This is a genomic window from Mesorhizobium sp. 1M-11 (assembly GCF_001303895.1).
Classification (GTDB): Bacteria; Pseudomonadota; Alphaproteobacteria; order Rhizobiales; family Rhizobiaceae; genus Mesorhizobium.
Map to the genome: position 1 here is coordinate 1 of NZ_LJSD01000041.1, position 19,029 is coordinate 19,029.

The 19,029-nt window shown below is 63.5% G+C and carries 18 protein-coding genes; 11 read left to right on the top strand and 7 right to left on the bottom strand.

The features are described 5' to 3' along the window. The 6 genes from AO692_RS17895 to AO692_RS17920 form a co-directional block, all read right to left on the bottom strand. Positions 1–908 (bottom strand): ornithine cyclodeaminase (locus tag AO692_RS17895; protein WP_054309497.1); only part of this gene is annotated, 908 nt, incomplete at its 3' end. Positions 909–1,046: 138 nt separating this feature from the next. Beyond that, a complete protein-coding gene (locus AO692_RS17900) occupies positions 1,047–1,928 on the bottom strand; it encodes a branched-chain amino acid ABC transporter permease (RefSeq protein ID WP_054311420.1) in 882 nt (293 codons plus the stop codon). Between the two features lie 2 nt (positions 1,929–1,930). Then, positions 1,931–2,635 (bottom strand): ABC transporter ATP-binding protein, encoded by a 705-nt coding sequence (locus AO692_RS17905; protein WP_054311464.1) that lies wholly within the window; start codon positions 2,633–2,635, stop codon positions 1,931–1,933. Positions 2,636–2,639: 4 nt separating this feature from the next. Next, positions 2,640–3,806, bottom strand: coding sequence for an ABC transporter substrate-binding protein (locus AO692_RS17910; RefSeq protein WP_054311421.1), 1,167 nt, complete (start codon positions 3,804–3,806; stop codon positions 2,640–2,642). Positions 3,807–3,841: 35 nt separating this feature from the next. Next, positions 3,842–5,701 carry a branched-chain amino acid ABC transporter ATP-binding protein/permease gene (locus tag AO692_RS17915; protein WP_054311422.1) on the bottom strand — a complete coding sequence of 620 codons (1,860 nt, stop codon included), beginning with the start codon at positions 5,699–5,701 and terminating at the stop codon, positions 3,842–3,844. Further along, complete coding sequence (locus AO692_RS17920; RefSeq protein ID WP_054311423.1) at positions 5,701–6,867, bottom strand: FAD-binding oxidoreductase; 1,167 nt, start codon at positions 6,865–6,867, stop codon at positions 5,701–5,703. Before AO692_RS17920 ends, AO692_RS17915 begins: the two co-directional genes overlap by 1 nt. 143 nt (positions 6,868–7,010) lie before the next feature. Between AO692_RS17920 and AO692_RS17925 the strand changes: the two genes are divergently transcribed. The 9 genes from AO692_RS17925 (at position 7,011) to AO692_RS17965 (ending at position 16,888) form a co-directional block, all read left to right on the top strand. Continuing rightward, positions 7,011–7,931: a MurR/RpiR family transcriptional regulator gene (locus AO692_RS17925; RefSeq protein WP_054311424.1), complete on the top strand. Its 921-nt coding sequence runs from the start codon at positions 7,011–7,013 to the stop codon at positions 7,929–7,931. Further along, positions 7,928–8,575, top strand: a complete 648-nt coding sequence (locus tag AO692_RS17930) for an isochorismatase family cysteine hydrolase (RefSeq protein WP_054311425.1) — start codon at positions 7,928–7,930, stop codon at positions 8,573–8,575. The genes AO692_RS17925 and AO692_RS17930 overlap by 4 nt, the downstream gene beginning before the upstream one ends. Beyond that, the gene (locus AO692_RS17935; protein WP_054311426.1) at positions 8,572–9,894 is read left to right on the top strand and encodes a glutamine synthetase family protein; all 1,323 of its coding nucleotides are present in this window, start codon (positions 8,572–8,574) and stop codon (positions 9,892–9,894) included. The genes AO692_RS17930 and AO692_RS17935 overlap by 4 nt, the downstream gene beginning before the upstream one ends. A 2-nt stretch (positions 9,895–9,896) precedes the next feature. After that, positions 9,897–10,661, top strand: coding sequence for an N-formylglutamate amidohydrolase (locus AO692_RS17940; RefSeq protein WP_054311427.1), 765 nt, complete (start codon positions 9,897–9,899; stop codon positions 10,659–10,661). Continuing rightward, positions 10,658–11,974, top strand: coding sequence for an aspartate aminotransferase family protein (locus AO692_RS17945; protein WP_054311428.1), 1,317 nt, complete (start codon positions 10,658–10,660; stop codon positions 11,972–11,974). The genes AO692_RS17940 and AO692_RS17945 overlap by 4 nt, the downstream gene beginning before the upstream one ends. Positions 11,975–11,984: 10 nt before the next feature. After that, on the top strand, positions 11,985–12,536 hold the full coding sequence (locus tag AO692_RS17950) for a pyridoxamine 5'-phosphate oxidase family protein (RefSeq protein WP_054311429.1): 552 nt from the start codon (positions 11,985–11,987) through the stop codon (positions 12,534–12,536). After that, entirely contained in the window at positions 12,536–13,489 is a 954-nt protein-coding gene (locus AO692_RS17955) for a 2Fe-2S iron-sulfur cluster binding domain-containing protein (RefSeq protein WP_054311430.1), read from the top strand. Before AO692_RS17950 ends, AO692_RS17955 begins: the two co-directional genes overlap by 1 nt. A gap of 273 nt (positions 13,490–13,762) precedes the next feature. Then, on the top strand, positions 13,763–15,952 hold the full coding sequence (locus AO692_RS17960; protein ID WP_054311431.1) for an anthranilate synthase: 2,190 nt from the start codon (positions 13,763–13,765) through the stop codon (positions 15,950–15,952). 6 nt (positions 15,953–15,958) lie between these two features. Continuing rightward, entirely contained in the window at positions 15,959–16,888 is a 930-nt protein-coding gene (locus tag AO692_RS17965) for a cation diffusion facilitator family transporter (protein ID WP_054311432.1), read from the top strand. Positions 16,889–16,896: 8 nt separating this feature from the next. Here the strand turns inward: AO692_RS17965 and AO692_RS17970 are convergent, their stop codons facing one another. Beyond that, entirely contained in the window at positions 16,897–17,985 is a 1,089-nt protein-coding gene (locus tag AO692_RS17970; protein ID WP_054311433.1) for a hypothetical protein, read from the bottom strand. 95 nt (positions 17,986–18,080) lie between these two features. Between AO692_RS17970 and AO692_RS17975 the strand changes: the two genes are divergently transcribed. Together AO692_RS17975 and AO692_RS17980 are read left to right on the top strand one after the other, a co-directional pair. Further along, positions 18,081–18,518 (top strand): DsrE family protein, encoded by a 438-nt coding sequence (locus tag AO692_RS17975; RefSeq protein ID WP_054311465.1) that lies wholly within the window; start codon positions 18,081–18,083, stop codon positions 18,516–18,518. A 163-nt stretch (positions 18,519–18,681) separates the two neighbouring features. Continuing rightward, entirely contained in the window at positions 18,682–19,008 is a 327-nt protein-coding gene (locus AO692_RS17980) for a putative quinol monooxygenase (RefSeq protein ID WP_054311434.1), read from the top strand. Positions 19,009–19,029: the final 21 nt, after the last annotated feature.

A 19,029-nucleotide genomic window follows, 5' to 3' on the forward strand; every position in this document is an offset into this window, starting at 1 on the left:
GCAAAGCCGACCGAGTCGAACAGCGTGATCTGCTTGTCGCTGGTCCGGCCCGCCGCCTTGCCTGCCATCACCTGCCACAGCTCGGTCACCGGATGATCGCCATCCAGCTGCTGGATCTCGCCCTCGATGCGCGTCTGCGGCGGGAACTCCACGAAGATATCGGAACGCAGCAGGATGTCGCGATGCAGCTCGGTCTTGCCGGGACAGTCGCCGCCGACCGCATTGATGTGCACGCCCGAGCCCACCATGTTGTCGGTCAGGATCGTCGCATACTGCTTGTCGGCGGTCACCGTGGTGATGATCTCCGCGCCCTCCACCGCTTCCTGGCCGGAAGCGCAGATGGTGATGTCGAAACCCATGCCGGCGAGGTTCTTCGCACAACGCCGCGAGGCCGACGCATCGATGTCGTAAAGGCGCAGCCTGTCGATGCCGGTGATGGCCTTGAAGGCGATCGCCTGGAACTCCGACTGCGCGCCATTGCCGATGATGGTCATGGTGCGGGCACCCTTCGGCGCCAGGTACTTTGCAACGAGCGCCGACGTGGCTGCGGTGCGCAGCGCCGTCAGGATGGTCATTTCGGTGAGCAGCATCGGATAGCCGGAGCCGACATCGGCAAGCACGCCGAAAGCGGTCACCGTCTGCAGGCCCTCGCGCGTGTTCTTCGGGTGGCCGTTGACATATTTGAAGCCGTAGAGATGGCCGTCGCTGGTCGGCATCAGTTCGATGACGCCATCATGGCTGTGCGAGGCGACGCGCGGCGTCTTGTCGAACAGCTCCCAGCGGCGGAAGTCCTCTTCGATATAGGTGGCCAGCTCGGTCAGGAAGCGTTCGACGCCGATGGCCAGCACCAGCTTCATCATGGAATCGACGCTCACGAACGGAACGATGTTCAGCTTGGCTGCGGTCATGCCGCGGTCTCCCTTGTTCTTGCGCCGACGCTTGGCGTTCGGCCTCGATGTGGAGCAGGTGCCGTTGCCCAGACCCGGTTCGCTCGTCCAACTCGAGAAAGCTGCCGATTCCTGCTTGGCGTACGCTGCCAGCGGACCTCAGCTTCTCTGCACGCGCACCGCCGGGATAAGTCCCTGCGGCCGGATCAGCAGCACCGCGATGACACCCGACAGCACGATGGCGTCGCGGTAAGGCGCGATCGCAGCGGGCAGCGTCGCCTGCAGAAGGACTTCGATGACACCGAGGAGGAAACCGCCGGCCACGGCTCCCGGCAGGCTTCCCAATCCACCGACCACGGCAGCTATGAAGGCCTTGAGCACCGGCGTGAAGCCCATCAGCGGGTCGACCGACGCGCGGCTTGCCACCCACAGCATTGCTGCAAGGCCGGCAAGCAAGCCCGACAACAGGAAAGCGGTGGCAATGATGCGATTGGCGGGTATGCCCATCAGCCGCACGACATCGAAATCCTCCGCTGCCGCGCGCATGGCCGTACCAGTCACGGTGCGCCTCAGGAAGAACTCCAGCGCGATCAGCGCCAGGATAGAGACGACGATCGAAATCGTCGGACCGACGCCGATGGTGAAATCACCTATCGAGAAAGCGCCCGTCATCCAGCTCGGTATGGCGACCGCTTGCGGGCGCGCCGATACGCCGTTCTGGAAGATGACCTTGAGCAGGCCCGAAACGGCGAAACTGGTCAGAAGAAGGCTGGTCACACTGGCGCCGCGCATCGGCCGAAAGGCAATACGCTCCATGGCCACCGCCGCAACCGCCGCGCAAATGACGGCGAGCAGCACGGCTGCTGGGAACGGCACACCGGCAATGAGGGCTGCCAGCAGTACATAACCCGTCAACGTCATCAGCTCGCCATGGGCGAAGTTGATCAGCCCGACGATGGAAAACACGATGGCCAGTCCGAGCGCAAGCAGCGCATAGACGCCACCGAGGCTCACTGCATTGATAATCTGCTGCGCGATCATGATCAGGCTCCGAGATAGGCTTGCCGCACGAGATCGGAACTGGCGAGTTCGGCGGCCGTGCCTGTCAAAGCGACTTCGCCATTGGCGAGCACCGTGGCGCGGTCGGCGATCTCGAGTGCGAGCGCGACGTTCTGCTCGACCAGAAGCACCGTCAGCCCGTTGCTGCGGAGCTGCGCGATAAGGTCGAATACCGTGTCGATGATTTGAGGGGCGAGCCCGAGCGACGGTTCGTCGAGCAGGATGAGCTTAGGCCGCGCCATGAGCGCGCGCGCGATCGCCAACATCTGCTGCTCGCCGCCGGAAAGGTTTCCACCCTTCACCTGATGATACCGGCGCAGGATGGGAAAGAGCTCGAGCATCTCCTCTTCCCGCGCTTTCGCCTCGGAAGCGGTCTGGTGCACCGCGCCGCCAAGACGCAGATTCTCGGCCACGGTCAGGCTTGCGAAAATGCGCCGCCCCTCCGGCACCAGCGCCACGCCGCGACGTGCGATCGCCTCGGCCGGCATACCGGTGATGTCGTTGCCCTCGAGCAGCACCCTGCCGCCGGCAGCCGGTATCAGCCCCGCGACGGCGCCGAGCGTCGAGCTCTTGCCGGCGCCGTTGGCGCCGACAAGCGCGACGATCTCTCCGGCGCCAACCGTGAGGTCGACACGGCGCACCGCCTCGACCTCGCCGTATCGGATCCTGAGGGCTTCGACGCTCAGCATGGCATCACGGAGCCGGAACGTCGGCCGCGGCCGGCACGACGGTTTCGACATATTTCGGCTCCCCGCCTTCGTAGCGCATAAGCACCACTGGTCGCAGCGGCATGCGGTCGGTGCCGGCATAGGTTATCTTGCCGGTGATGCCTTCGAAGTCCTTGAGATTGGCGATGGCGTCGCGGATCGCCTTGGGATCATCCGAACCGGCCGTCTTCACCGCCTGGTCCAGGATCAGGCCGATCTCATAGCCATTGACCTCGTAGGTCGATTCCGGCGCATGGCCGGCATGCTTGGCGAAGGCGGCGTTGAAGGCTTCAAGCTTGCTGCCTGCCTCCGGATAACCGGCAGCGGTGTAGACGACACCGTCGACTAGTTTGCCGAGCGCCTTGATGGTCGGGGTACCTATCGCATCTGCGCCGTAGACGGGGATGGTGATGCCGGCGCCGCGCAATTGCTGGATGAAGGCCGGAAAGTCGGGCTCATAGGCTGCCGTCATGATCAGATCGGGTTGCTCGGCCAGGCCCTTGATGTTGGTGATCTCGGCCGAGAAGTCCGGCTGGTTCATCGTGAAGGTGCCGCGTCCGACGATCTTGCCGCCCTTCTTCTCGAAGACCTTGCCGAAATACTCCGGCAGGTTGGCGACATAGGTCGCGTCGGGCGATGTCAGCAGGAAGACCTTGCGCTTGCCTTCGGCAATGGCGAAGTCCGCGACGGCGGTCGCTTGCAGATTGTCGGCCGGATAGGTGCCGAACATCACGTCGCCGACCGCCTGGGTCAGCACCGGTGCCGAGCCACACAGCGTCAACGACGGGATACCGAGCGGCTGAGTGAGCTGGCCGGCCGAGATCGATGGGTCGGCGTCGCAGGGCGTGATCATGATCTTGGCGCCGGCGTCGATCAGTTCCTGCGTAACTGTGGCCGTCTGCGCGGTATCGCTGCGTGTGTCCTTGATGATCAGGTTGACCTTGTATTTGCCGGCAAGGCCGCCCTTGGCATTCAGCTCGTCGATCGCCATGCGCAAACCGGCCAGCGCGGGCTGGTCATAGGGCGCAAGTCCGCCCGTCTGGGCGGTGGCGGCGCCGATGATGATTTCTTCCGCGAAAACCGGCGCGGCTGTCACGACGGCGATGGCGGATATGGCTGCGAGTAATACTGATCGATTTCGTATTTGGCTCATTTGAGTTCTCCCACTGGGTGTCCGGTTGTTCTTGTTCATTGGACGTCGTTTCCCTGGCGGGCGCGTGCCGTGCGACTGCCAAGATAGGCGGCCACGACCGCAGGGTTGTTCTGCACTTCTGCCGGTGTGCCGTCGGCGATCACGCGACCGCGATCGACCACGACGATGCGCTCGCACAGGTTCATCACCAGTCGCATGTCATGCTCGATAAGGATCACGCCGATATGCCGTTCGCTGCGCACCGCGGCCAGGATCGACACAAGCTCGGCTGTTTCCACCGCGTTCATGCCGGCTGCCGGCTCGTCGAGCAGCAGGAAGCGCGGCTTGAGTGCCAGCGCACGCGCCACCTCCAGCCGACGGCGCTGGCCATAGGCGAGACTGGCCGCTGGCCGATCTGCAAAAGCCTCCAGCCCCATGCGTGCGAGCTCATGCCGTGCGGCGGCCTCGGCGGCCGCCAGGCCAGGCTCGACCTCGCGTGCAGCCACGACAACGTTTTCGAGCACCGTCATGCGCGGAAAGACCCGAATGTTCTGGAAGGTGCGGGCGATGCCGGCGCGGGCGAAGCGGAAAGCGCTTGCCGGCCGGGCCGGCACGCCCACCGAAACAGTACCGGAACTTGGCGTGACGTCGCCCGCGATCATGTTGAGCAGCGTCGTCTTGCCCGCACCGTTCGGGCCGATGATGCCGGTGATGCTGTCGGGCTGGAAGGTTAGCGTCACATCATCGACCGCCACCACGCCGGCATAGCGGCGCGACAGCTTCTCGACCGAGATCGGGCCGCCTTCGGCACGCGCCGGAGCAGCGTCCGCCGCCAGTTTGACTGGATTTCCTTTCGTCATGCCTGGACGACGCAGCAGGTTGAGCTCGTGGTCTCCGAACAGGCCCGTCGGACGCCGCCAGATGACGAGGATCATGGCCACCGCCAGGACCCCTTGCGTAAGGCCGAACAACACGGGCATCTGCAGGCCCAATATGACGCCGCCCCCCTCGAAACGGCGCACCACCTCGACCACGAGAACCGTCACGACGACGCCGGCGAATGCACCGAGTGAAGACGTCATGCCGCCGACGATCAGCATGGCGAGCATGGTGAAACCGAAGTCGAAATAGAAATCCTTGGGCGAGAAGGCACCGAGGAACTGCGCCATCATGGCGCCGGCGGCGGCCGCGGCCACGGCGCCCAGAACCCATGCAGCCAGCCGCGCTACGCGATGGTCGACGCCGACGGCAGCGGCACCGCGCTCATCGTCGGCAGCCGCGCGTGCGGCAAGGCCGAAGGACGTCTCCCTGAATAGCCGCGCCGCCACGATCGCCAAGGCTGCGACCGCGACAGCAGTCCACAAACCGACCTCGCGCGGGACACCATAGAAAGGTTGGCTACCCCGGGTGATCTCGCGTCCCGCGACCAACAATGTGTAGACGATGATGAGCAGGGCGAGCGTGGCGATCGAAGCACTCGATCCGGAGAGCCTGAACAAAGGCATGCCCGTGATCAGGCCGATCAACATGGCCAACACCAACACCACCGTGAGCGCCGCGAAGAAAGACATCTCGTGCCCGGCCAGGAACTGCGGCAGGTCGCGCAGAGCGGTGCGTTGCAGGGCTGCGGGCATGGTCAAGATGCCTGTGGCATAGGCGCCCAGCCCGACGAAGGCGGCATGGCCGAAGGAAACGATACCGGTGTTGCCGGAGAATATCTGCAGGCCGAGCACCGCCGTCAGCATGATCGCCGCATAGGTGACCACACGCTGCATGGCGGCATTGCCGAACAGGTAGATCGCCAGGGCCGCAAGCACCAGCGCAGCGATCATCGCCAGCGCATCCACGCCGGCATTGCGGAATGCCGCCGGCAGGATCGAACGAGCCGAGCTGCGCTCCATCGTCATGACCGCCATCACAAGGCCCCAAAACGGAGCGGAGAGAATGGCGCCAGGATGGGTTGTACTCCATGGAGCGCGAGCTTGCCGATGGCCTCGCCCACCGCCGGCCCGGTCTTGAAGCCATGTCCGGACGACCCCGCCGAAACGATCAGCCCTTCAACACCCGGCATCGCGCCGATCACCGGCAGGTCGTCGGGGCTCATGTCGTATAGACCGGCGTAGCCGGGCCTGATTCCGAGTTCCATCATCGCCGGGACACGGGAGGCGAAGGTCTCGAGGATATCGACGGACTCGGCCTCCTCGACACCCTCCATGTAGGTATCGGGATCCTCGACCAGTCGCGGTCGGATGGTCTCTTCGTGCCGCATCCCGGTACCGCCGCCGGCCCAGGTGCCGGCGAGGATCACGCCGTCATTGTCGGGCCTGGCATAGTTGCGGGAGATGTCGTCGCACCAGGCCCACGGCATGACCTGGCGCGCCTTGCCGTTGGCATTCAGCACGGCCATCGGATGGCGCTCCACATGCAGCGGCAGGTCGAGTGAAACCGTCGCGAGCAGGCGACGTGTCCATGGCCCGGCAGCCAGGATGACCGTGTCGGCTTCGAGCACGGTTCCATCGGCGAGCATGACACCGGCGATCCGATCGCCCCTGCGCAGCAGTCTGGCAACCGGGGTGTTCTGCAGGATCCGGGCACCGCGAGCACGCGCCGCGCGGGCTATCGCGTTGGTGGCTCCGAAGGCATCGGCATAGCCATATTCCGGTTCCCAGATGGCAAGCGCCACGCCATCGGTGGAAAAGTCGGGCGCCTCGGCGGCGAATTCGGTCGGGGTCAGCGTCTCCATTCGAGCGCCTTCGTCGCGGATGCGTTCTGCGGCAGCTGACCAGCCTGCGGCATTCTCCTCGCCACAAACCCACATCATACCGACCTGCGTCACGAAGGATCCCTCCTGCGCGATCTCCGGAAGCGCAACCAGGATCTCCCGCCCCCGAATGGCAAGCTGCGACAATTCCGGCATCAGATAGAAAGCATGGAGGAGCGCCGATGACTTTCCGGAAGGCCCTCCTGCAGGATGTGTCTGCTCGATGAGCGTTACGCGCGCGCCCTCGCCAGCAAGATGCATCGCCGCGCTGGATCCTACGATCCCCGCGCCCACGATGATGATGTCATCGCCGTTCTTCATTCGTCGTTCCCCACAGTCTGTCGCTGCTTCCCCATCAGCTAAGACGACATCGGAAGCGATGTCAATATTTCTTCATTGTTGACCGATAATTCCGTTTCTGTAATAAACTCTGCAACGATAAAAAGAACGGCCAGGGGAGGCAGATGGCGATACGCGATGTTCTGATGCGGCAGGATCTGGCGCTGACTCCTTCCGAGGAGAAGATCGTGCGCCTGCTGCTCACGGACTATCCGGGCGCCGGCCTCGGCAGCGCTTCAAGTCTCGCCCGCCGAGCAGGCGTCAGCGACCCTACCGTGGTCCGGCTGGCAATGAAGCTCGGCTATGACGGCTATCCCGACTTCCAGGCAAAGCTGCTGGCGGAAGTCGAAGCGAGGCTGCATTCGCCGCTGCTGATGATGGAAGCCAAGCGTCCATCCGGCTCGGAAGACAACCCTATTCTCGCCTATCTCGCCTCGGTGAACGAGGCGATGGGAAAGGCCACGAGTATCACGCCGCTGACCACTTACGATCGTACCGCGCGCCTCATCATGGAGGCCAGGGGCGAGGTCGTGCTCGTCGGCGGCCGTTTCAGCCGTCATGTCGCGGGCATGTTCGCCGGGTACCTCCTGCAGTTCCGACCGAGCGTTCGCGACATCGGCGTCCTTTCCAGCCAGTCCTTCGATATCCTCGCCGACCTTGGACGCAAGGACGTGCTCGTCGTTTTCGACTATCGCCGCTACCAGCTCGATGTCGTCTCCTTTGCCCGGCAGGCCGCCGCGCGCGACGTGCGTATCGTTCTGTTCACCGACCAATGGCTGTCGCCGGTCGCGGAATTCGCGGAGACGACCATCGTCAGCCCGCTCGAAGTCGCGTCTCCATACGACACGCTGGCGCCGGCCATCGCCCAGATGGAAGCGCTCACCGCCCATATCCTCTCGACGCTGGGGGATGACGGCCGCGCCCGCATCGAGCGGCTGGAGGACGTGCGGCACGCCAACGCCGTCACCCTCGACAATGAGCCGTCGCAGGATGGCGTCAGGACAACCCCCGGACCGAAATCAGCAAGGCAGGACCGCAGATCATGATCCAATCCCTTCCCAGGCGCGACGAACCGTTTCGCCGCGGCGAAACCGCGCTGCTGCTCGTCGATATGCAGCGGATCTGGTTGGAACCAGGTGCCGACCCTGACCATCCGGAACTTGGCCCGGAAGACTATTTCTACCGCCAGACGGCGACCGAGACGATCCCCAACCAGCAACGGCTGCTGAAGGCGGCCCGTGCCAATGGCGTCGAGGTGCTGCACACCATCATCCAGAGCCTGACCGAGGACGGCCGCGACCGATCGCTCGACCACAAGCTTACTCCCATCCATGTTCCACCGAGCCTGCCGGAGGGCCTGCCGATAGCGCCCCTCGCTCCGGTCGGCGATGAAATCATGCTGCCCAAGACCTCCTCCGGCATCTTCAACTCGACCAATGTCGATTACCTGCTGAAGAACCTTGGCATTCGATACCTCATCGTGGTCGGCGTCCTCACCGACCAATGCGTCGACATGACGGTGCGCGATGCCGCCGATCGCGGCTATCTCGTCACCTGCGTGTCGGATGCCTGCGCCACCCGCACGCAGGAACGCCATGACATCGCGCTGAAAGCGTTCGGGGGCTATTGCTGGGTCACCGATACCGAGACCGCCGTGGCCCGCATCGAAGCGATGGGGAAGGCCGCATGACGACGCCTGTCGAAGCCCTCGTCGCCGTCGTCACGACAGACCTCGCAGCGATCACACGCGGCCGTTCGGTCACCGAAAGCCGCCTGGACAAGGTTGCCGCCACCGGCGTCGGGTGGCTGCAGGCGAATCTGTCGCTTACGCCGTTCAACTCCATCGTCGTGCCCAATCCGTGGGGCTCTTCGGGCGACCTGCGCCTCGTTCCCGATCTCAAGGCACGCTTCCGCACCGCACTGACCGGTTCGGCCACGCCGTTCGACATGGTGGCAGGCAACATCGTCGAACTCGATGGAACGCCATGGCTCGGTTGCACACGCACCATGTTGATCGATGCGCTGGCCGAGCTGAAGGCCGCGACCGGTCTCAGCCTCACGGGCGCTTTCGAGCAGGAATTCCAGATTTCCGGTGCCGATTTCGCACCTGCCCATTCGCTGTCGTTCGCAGCGCTGCGGCGTGCCGATCCCTTCGCGCCGACGCTCATGGCGGCGCTGGAGGATGCCGGCGTCGCACCGGAGGTCATAATCGCCGAGTTCGGCGATGAGCAGTTCGAAGTCACGCATGCCCCGGCCGATGCACTCGCGGCCGCCGATCGGGCGGTGGCGATCCGCGAGATCACCCGCGAAATCGCCCGCAACAACGGCTGGCATGCGACCTTCGCGCCGAAATCCGTGCCGGATGGGGTCGGCAACGGTGTGCATATCCACTTCAGCTTCACCGACGCCTCCGGCAAGCCTGCGACCTATGACGCCGGCAAGCCAGGCGGCCTGTCAGACATTGCGGGCGCCTTCTGCGCCGGCGTGCTGAAACATTTGCCGGCAATCACCGTGCTCACGGCGTCGAGCGTGCCTTCCTACTACCGGCTGAAGCCGCACAGCTGGAGCTCTTCCTATACGTGGCTCGCTGACCGCGACCGCGAAGCCTCGCTGCGCATCTGCCCAACCGTAACGATTGGCGGGCGCGATCCGGCGCGGCAGTACAACATCGAATATCGCGCCGCAGATGCAACCGCCAACCCGTATTTGTCCATGGCGGCCATCGTACGCGCCGGGCTGGAGGGCATCAAAGCTGGTCTCGCCACGCCGCCGCTTGTCACGGGCGACCCCGAACAGATGACCGAGGCGGAAAAGGGGAAGCTTGGTCTGAAACGATTGCCGGAGAGCCTTCCTGCAGCGGTGGATGCCTTGCTCGCCGACGAGACCGTCACCGGCTGGTTCGCGCCAGCCTTCGTGGAGACCTTTGTCGGCGTCAAACGCCATGAAGTCGAGCGTCTCGCGGGTCTTGATCCTGTCGGCGTATGTGACCTGTATCGAAAGCTCTACTGAATATGGATGCCGAACCCGAACACGACTGGCCGCAGGCCGTCGAGGTGCTCAACGAGGACGGCCGTTCCGGTATCGTGCTTCTGTGCGAACACGCTTCCAATCACATGCCGGCCCGCTACCACGGGCTGGGTCTGGAGGCGCCGCATCTGCAGCGTCACATCGCCTGGGATATCGGCGCGGCAGAAGTGACCCGACGTTTGTCGGCGCAACTGGACGCACCTGCCTTCCTCAGCAACTACTCGCGCCTGCTTATCGACCTCAATCGGCCTCTTGGTTCGGAGGGCAGCATTCCCACGCGCTCCGAAGACACCGACATTCCCGGAAATGCAGGCCTGGACGAAATCGAGCGGACACGGCGCGCTGCAGTTATGTTCACGCCGTTTCACGACGAGGTTGCGCGCCATCTCGATACCCGCCAGGCCGCCGGGCGGTCGACGCGCATCGTCACGATCCATTCCTTCACGCCTGTTTTCCTCGGCGAAAGACGCCCCTGGCACGCTGGCGTGCTTTATGACCGGGCCACCGGGCTGGGCGAAGCGATCATAGAGGGGCTGCGTCTCGACCCGTCGCTCAACGTCGCGCCCAATGTCCCCTACGTGATCAGCGACGATGCCGACTACGCCGTTCCGATCCATGGCGACCGGCGTGGCATCGAGGCGGCGCTGGTCGAGATCCGGCAGGATCTGCTGGCCAACGAGACCGGCGTCGAGGAGTGGGCCGGAAGAATGGCCGCGGCGCTCGCACGCATCCAGGACGCTCAGACATGACCAATCTTGGCCTGCGGGAACGCGACGCTCGCGCGATCGCCGAAATCGGCCGGCTGCGCTTCTCGCCGCTTTCGCTCGTCGGCGGCCGCGGTAACCGGCTGATCGAGGAAGGTGGTCGCGAGGTGCTCGACCTGTCCGGCTCGGCTGGCCCCGCGCTGCTGGGCTATGGTCATCCCGCCATCGTCGAGGCTGTAGAGAAGTCCATCCGCAACATGGCGGGCGCCAGCCTGCTGCTCTATCCCAATGAACCCGCCGTCTCCCTGGCCGAAAAGCTGCTGGCAATCACGCCCGGCGAAGGCGATCGCCGGGTCTGGTTCGGCCATTCCGGGTCCGACGCCAACGACTGCGCATTGCGCGTATTGGCGGCGGCAACCGGCAGGCCGCGGTTCATTTCCTTTATCGGTTCCTACCACGGCAACCTGTCGGGCTCGATGGGCATCAGCGGCCACACCGCCATGACCCACACACTGCCGAGACCTGGCGTGCTGTTGCTCCCCTACCCCGATCCTTACCGGCCGCGCTTCAGTGCCGAGGCCGTGCTGTCGATGCTCGACTATCAGTTCGAGACCACCTGTCCGCCCGATCAGGTCGCGGCTGTCTTCATCGAGCCACTGATGTCCGACGGTGGCCTGATCGTACCGCCGCCCGGCTTCCTGAAGGCACTGCAGGAGCGCTGCCGCCGGCATGGCATCAGGATCGTCGTCGACGAGGTCAAGGTCGGCCTGGCCCGCAGCGGCCTCATTCATTGCTTCGAGCATGAAGGCCTGGCACCCGACATGGTCGTGTTCGGCAAGGCGCTGGGCGGCGGCTTGCCATTGTCGGCCGTGGTCGGGCCGAGGGAGATCATGGATCACGCACCGGCCTTCGCGCTGCTGACCACCGCCGGCAACCCTGTCGCAACGGCGGCCGGCGGCGCGGTGCTAAAGGCGATCGAGGACGAGCATCTGGCGGAACGTTCCGCCCGCATCGGCAAACTCTTCGCCGACGGTCTGCGCACGCTGGCCGACCGGCACGAGATCATCGGCGAAGTGCGCGGCCGCGGCCTCGCCGTCGGTGTCGACCTGGTCGTGGACCGCGCCACACGCGAACCCGTGCCGGCGACCACCACGGCCAAGATCATTTACCGCTGCTACGAATTGGGCGCGGCCCTGACCTATGTCGGCCTGAAGGCCAACGTGCTGGAGTTCATGCCGCCGCTGACGCTGACAGAGGACGAGGCTGCCGAAGGCGTCGCCATCGTCGACCGGGCGATCGCCGACGTCATGGCCGGCAAGGTCGCCGATGCGGACGTCGCTTCCTTCATGATGTGGTGAGGAGAGAACCATGGGACTGGGTTGGCGTACCATCCCCGACGACATGCGGGCCTTCATCGAGGCGCAGAAACTGTTCTTTGTCGCGACGGCACCGCAGGATGGCCGCGTGAACCTGTCGCCGAAAGGGCTCGACACGCTGCGGGTCCTGGACGAGCGCACCGTGACCTATCTCGATCTGACCGGCTCGGGCAACGAGACCGCCGCTCACGTCACCGAGAACGGACGCATGACCATGATGTTCTGCGCCTTTTCAGGCAAAGCCATGACCTTGCGCCTGTATGGCAAGGCCGATTTGATCCGGCCCGATCATCCCGAATGGCCAGCCCTGCGTGCGCCGTACCCCGACCTGCCCGGCGTGCGCCAGCTCTTCCGGCTCCATGTCGAGAGCGTCGCGACCTCCTGCGGCTGGAGTATCCCCGTCGTCGGCGAAATGCAGGAGCGAGACGAGCTGGTGAAATGGGCGGGTGGCCAGAGCGAGGACGAGATCGAGGCCTATCGTCTCGCCAACAATGTGGTCAGCATTGACGGGCTTTCCACCGGCTACGTCTCCGACGATTTCTGATGGACAACCGGGATCATATCCGCCTCGTCTTTTCCGACGGCGAGGCGATGCACTTCCCGCCGGTCGACGGCCAGTCCATTCTCACCTCGGCCGAGAAAGCCGGTAACCTGCTGGCCAGCAACTGCCGGGAAGGAACATGCCGCACCTGCATAGCGCGCGATGCCGACGGCAATGAAGTCTTGCTCTGCATCACCTCGGCGGAGCCGGGCATGGCCCTCCACTTGCCGTATCAGCGTACCGACGTGACGCCCCCCTCCCTGCGACGCGCCAAGATCAACACTTTCACCCGTGCTTCGCGCTCGGTTTGGGAAATCCGCTACCGGCTCCAGTTTCCGCTGGCCTTCCTGCCCGGCCAGTATGTCGAAGTCCGCTTTCCCGGCATGGATGGTCCGCGTCGCTTTTCAATGGCAAACCCACCCTCGCAGAAGGAGCAGGTGCTGCATGTGCGCGACCTGCCGGGCGGGGCCATGTCCACCTATCTCAACGAAAGGGCGAAGCCGGAGGATGCCTTCACCGTGCGCGGCCCGTTCGGCGTCTTCTACCTGCGCTCGACTGCTCGTCCCAAACTTTTCGTCGCCGGTGGCACCGGTTTGGCGCCGATCGTCTCGATGCTCTCCAGCATCGAGCCTACGAGCACCACGCCACCCCTGGCGGTGGTAGCCGGCTTCGCCGATGCCGAGGACGCCTATGCGTTGGAGACGTTGCAGGCGCTGGCCGAAACCTTGCCTCTGGAAGTGGTGTTGGCTGCCGACAGGGCCGGAGAAGAGTGGAAGGGGGTCGTCGGCAATCCGATCGCATCTCTGGATGAAATCCGCACCATCCCGCTTGATGGTGGAACCGAGGCTTATCTATGCGGGCCGCCAGGAATGGTGAACGCGGCGCGCAACGCATTGCTGGCGCGCAACCTTCAGGCTGCGGCCATCTTCAACGAAGAGTTCGTTCACTCCTCGTGACGGTTTGCCCACCCACCTGTGACCGACGAAGATACACTCTCACGCTGCGTGAGGGGCCGCCGTGCAAATCCGGTTGCGCGAACCCCCATTCGCAGCTAAGGAAATCGCCATGAACATGCTTTCGATCAAGACCGTTTGGTGGTGGGCCAGCTAGGAGCGGCCTGTCGAAACGCGTGTGCGTGAAAGACCAGAGTGGCCGCAGGAGAAGTCCGGCGGCCTTTTGTTTTCCAGAAATGCCTCCAGACCTCACCGCGGCGGAACAGGGAGATGGCAATGACGGTGGAAATCCTGGAAAACGGCGCCGAGCGGTTCGTGACTGCCGGCGGCATCGCAATCACACGCCAGCGGCACGACACACCCTATCAGGGCGCGATAGAATCTTATCTCGACGGGCTGAATGCGCGACGCGGCGCGGTCTTCTCGTCCAACTACGAATATCCCGGCCGCTACACACGCTGGGACACCGCCATCATCGATCCGCCGCTCGTCATCTCCTCGCGCGGCCGCGCCATGAAGATCGAAGCGCTCAACGCTCGCGGCGAGGCTCTTCTGCCGACGGTCAACAATGCATTGGCCGATCTTGCGGAAATCGCGATCACAGAGAGCACCAAGGCGCTGACCAGGATCGAGGTTGCGAAACCCGGGCGGGTGTTCACCGAGGAAGAGCGCAGCCGGATGCCGTCGGTCTTCACGGTACTGCGCGCTGTCACCGCACTGTTCAAAAGTCCGGAAGACAGCAATCTTGGCCTCTATGGCGCCTTTGGCTACGATCTTGCCTTCCAGTTCGATCCCGTCGATCTCAAGCTGGAGCGCAAGGAAAGCCAGCGCGACCTCGTGCTGTTCCTCCCTGACGAGATCCTGGTCGTCGACCACTATTCCGCCAAGGCCTGGACCGACCGCTACGATTATGCCGGCAACGGGTTTTCGACCGAGGGCCTGCCGCGCGAACCGGTGACGGAACCTTTCAAGCCAGCGGATCGCATCCCACCACGCGGCGATCATGAGCCCGGCGAGTATGCCAAGCTGGTGCGCCGGGCCATGGATAGCTTCAAGCGCGGCGACCTGTTCGAGGTCGTGCCCGGTCAGATGTTCTACGAGCGCTGCGAAACAGCCCCGTCGGAGATCTCGCGCCGCCTCAAGACCATCAACCCGTCACCCTATTCCTTTTTCATCAATCTCGGTGAAGGTGAATACCTGATCGGCGCTTCACCGGAGATGTTCGTGCGCGTCAACGGCCGCCGTGTCGAGACCTGCCCGATCTCCGGCACCATCAAGCGCGGTGACGACGCCATTTCGGACTCAGAGCAGATACTCAAGCTGCTCAATTCCAAGAAGGATGAATCCGAGCTCACCATGTGCTCGGATGTCGACCGCAACGACAAGTCCAGGGTCTGCGAACCCGGCTCGGTGCGTGTCATCGGCCGACGCCAGATCGAGATGTATTCGCGTCTCATTCATACGGTAGACCATATCGAAGGCCGCCTGCGTGAAGGCATGGATGCCTTCGATGCCTTCCTGTCGCACGCCTGGGCGGTGACGGTGACTGGCGCGCCAAAACTCTGGGCCATGCGCTTCATCGAACAGAACGAGAAGAGCCCACGCGCCTGGTATGGCGGCGCCATCGGCATGGTGCATTTCAACGGCGACATGAACACTGGCTTGACGCTGCGCACCATTCGCATCAAGGACGGCATCGCCGAAGTGCGCGCCGGCGCCACGCTGCTGTTCGATTCCGTTCCCGAGGAAGAAGAAGCCGAAACCGAACTGAAGGCCTCCGCCATGCTCTCTGCCATCCGTGACGCCAAGGCCGGCAACTCCGCCGGCGTCGAACGCGCCACCGCCCGCGTCGGCGAGGGTGTCCGCATCCTGCTCGTCGACCACGAGGACAGTTTCGTCCACACGCTGGCAAACTACTTCCGCCAGACCGGCGCCGATGTCTCCACCGTGCGCACGCCGGTGCCGGAAGAAGTATTCGACAGCTTCAAGCCGGATCTGGTGGTGCTCTCGCCCGGCCCAGGCACGCCGAAGGACTTCGACTGCGCCGCCACGATCAAGAAGGCGAGAGCACGAGAATTGCCGATCTTCGGCGTCTGCCTTGGCCTGCAGGCACTCGCCGAAGCCTATGGCGGCGAGTTGCGGCAGCTCGCCATTCCCATGCACGGAAAGCCGTCGCGCATCCGGGTCTCGAAACCTGGTGTCGTCTTCTCAGGCCTGCCGAAGGAAGTGACGGTCGGCCGCTATCATTCCATCTTTGCCGACCCGGTGCGCCTGCCCGATGGTTTTGTCGTCACCGCGGAGACAGAGGATGGCATCATCATGGCGTTCGAGCACAAGAAGGAACCGATTGCCGCGGTGCAATTCCATCCCGAATCGATCATGACCCTCGGTCACAATGCAGGCATGCGCATGATCGAAAATGTCGTCGCGCATCTGCCGCGCAAGGCAAAGGAAAAGGCAGCCTAAGCGGAAATGACAGCAGTAACGGCCAAGGACGCTATCAAACGGAAAGTCGCCACGCTCGCTCTCTGGTCGATCGTGGTGGCGTTTGCCGTTCTTGGCCTGAAGCTGGTCGCCTGGCTGATCACCGGCTCGGTTGCGCTCTATTCGGACGCGCTGGAATCGATCGTCAACGTGATCGCTTCTGCCGCCGCCTTCTGGGCGATCCGTATCAGCCATAAGCCAGCCGACCAGGATCACCCCTTCGGCCATCACAAGGCGGAATATCTCTCGGCCGTGCTGGAAGGCGTGTTGATCGTGGTTGCCGCCATGCTGATCCTCAATGAGGTCTGGCGCACCTGGCAGAACCCGGCTCCGCTGGAGCAGCCATGGACAGGTCTCGCCGTCAATGGCCTGGCAACTCTGCTCAACGCCATCTGGGCGTGGATTCTGATCAGCATCGGCCGTTCGGCGCGATCCCCTGCCCTGGTCGCCGACGGCAAGCATATCATGACCGATGTCGTCACCTCCGTGGGCGTCTTCATCGGTCTGGTCGGCGCCGTCTTCACCGGCTGGCACGTCCTCGATCCGGCACTGGCCGTCATCGTGGCACTCAACATCCTGTGGCAGGGTTGGCATGTGATCGGCTCGTCGATGAGCGGGCTGATGGACCGCGCCGTCGACATGGACGAGCACATCCGCATCCGCGACATCATCTCGGCCAATTCCAAGGGAGCGCTGGAGGTCCACGATCTGAGGACCCGGATCGCCGGTCGCGCCACCTTCATCGAATTTCACATGGTGGTCGACGCGGATATGTCGGTCGGCGACAGCCACGTCATCTGCGACCGCATCGAAGACGCGTTGAAGGCTGAGATCCCCTCGGTGCGCGTCACCATCCATGTCGAGCCGGACGACGAAGCCAAACTGCCCAAGGGGACTGTTGCCGTTCCCTTTGCCTGAAGCCTGGCTTATCGCGCACAGGCGGATTGCGGCATCGCTTCCAGGCGAAAGACCCTGTCGTCCGATTTCGTTTGGCCATTTGCCTGGCAGAGATCGGTGAGTGGCAGGCTGTCCTTCGGGTTGGCCAGCATCATCGTTCCATTGGCGCCACGGCGCAGATAGATCTCCTTCTCCGACAGATCGCAGGAAGTTCCGTCGGGGGCCGCGATCGCCGCGCAGCGCCACTGGTCGGCCTCACCTTGGCAGGAATAGGTTTGCGTGGCCTTTGCCGCCCCCTTGCGGGAGATCATCGTGACAACAAGATCGGCCCCGTTCGGCCAGTCGGAAATCGTTCCCTTGGCCGCGAAGGAAGCGAGCTCCGTCTTACTGCGAAACACACGAATGGTCTGCGTCAACTGGTCGGGATGTGACGCGAGATGTTCAGCCGAATAGTCCCTTCCAAAACAGAAAGGCTGATCTGGCTTCAACCGCACGCGCAACGGATCACCCAATGCTGGATTGACCGGATCGATCCGCGCGAACTCAGCCTTGCAATCCGCTACAGGCCTTCGCTCGAGCAGAAAACCGTTATCATCCGTTCCAAGCGCCTGCCGTTCGTATTCCACCTTGCCGAGTTCGTCTTCCGCGCCGATGTCCAGGTAGATATCGCGGTCGAAGGCGTCGACCTTCAACCGTCCCGCCGCATCGAGGCTGAGCTCGGCCATGGTGCGGTCGCATTCCATGCCGCAATGGATCGAACTTTTATCTCCGCCTTCCCCCGAGGCATTGCACCAGCCGCCGACCCATTCAGGCTTGGGAGCGCCACGCGCGGTCGTCGCCATGAAGCCGTTATAGCCGGCAGAACCCACACCGTCATAGGGATCTTCGCTCGGTCGACTGACCGGATCACGGCCGTGATAGAAAAATATCCGCGCAACCTTCTGATGCGGATGGGCCTTCAGATGGCTTGCATCATAAACCCGGCCGAAACAGGCGCTGCCGCCATCCGGGCTGAGCTCCTTCAATATTCGCGGCTCGTCAGCGTAGACCGTTCCTGCCAGGAAGAGTGCACCGACGATTCCAGCGCTCGCGGTTGCGATTTTTCTCGACGTCACCATCGGCCCCTCCCACCGAGATCCGCTAGTGTGGATTTTATGCTAGGAACCCGTCGAAGGCCACGCGCATTATGCTGCCGAGAACGGGACGGTTTTTCATGCTTCGCAGGGATATTTTCCGCGGATTGGTGGCCTCGACCGGAGCTCTGTTCGGGGTGAAAATGGCGACCGCTGCGCCGGTGGCATCTCCGAGACAGAGGGTTGCCTATCATCTCGACGATATCGACAAGGTTGCCTTCGTTCTCGGCAACATCAAGAACCATTATGAGGGCACAGGCGGCGAAGTGGACATCGTTCTCGTGGTTCACGGTCCGGCGCTTGCCGCTTTCAAACGCAATGCCGCTTCCGCGGCAATTTCCAGCCGCTTTGCCGGATTGGTGAAGAAAGGCATGACACCCCATGCCTGCGCCAACACCATGCACGGCATGGATATTGCCCTGCCCGATCTTTTCGAGGGCTTTGCCAGCGCCGATGCCGGCGGAGTCGTGAAACTCGTAGAATTGCAGGCCGCTGGCTATGCTTATCTAAGGCCTTGATACCGGGACCGATTTCATCCGATGATCGGCCCAGCGCATCGGCCCGAAAATCGAAATCGATTTTCGGAAAGCACGATGCGCCGCGTTAAAGTGTCAGAGCGACCTTTCCGCGTCCAAAAGGACGCGCGGCGCTCGAGAGGGTGGCGATCGAAGGGAGTGCCTGATGTATGGCCTGATCGGAAAGATGCGTGCAACTCCCGGCAAGCGAGAGGAACTCCTCCAGCTCCTGCTCGAGGCCACCGATTCCATGCCTGGTTGCCTGAACTACATCGTCGCCCGCGATCCCGCCGACACCACGGCGATCTGGGTTACCGAAGTCTGGATCGACGCCGCGAGCCATAAGGCATCGCTCCAGCTTCCGCATGTGCAGGAAGCAATCGCCAGGGCCCGCCCCATGGTGGCTGGTTTCGACTTCCAATTCGAGACCGAGCCGGCAGGAGGCTACGGACTGGACCAACCCGCCGATACGGGTGATGCCGTGCGAGGGTGATACCCTCGCACAGCCTGTCTG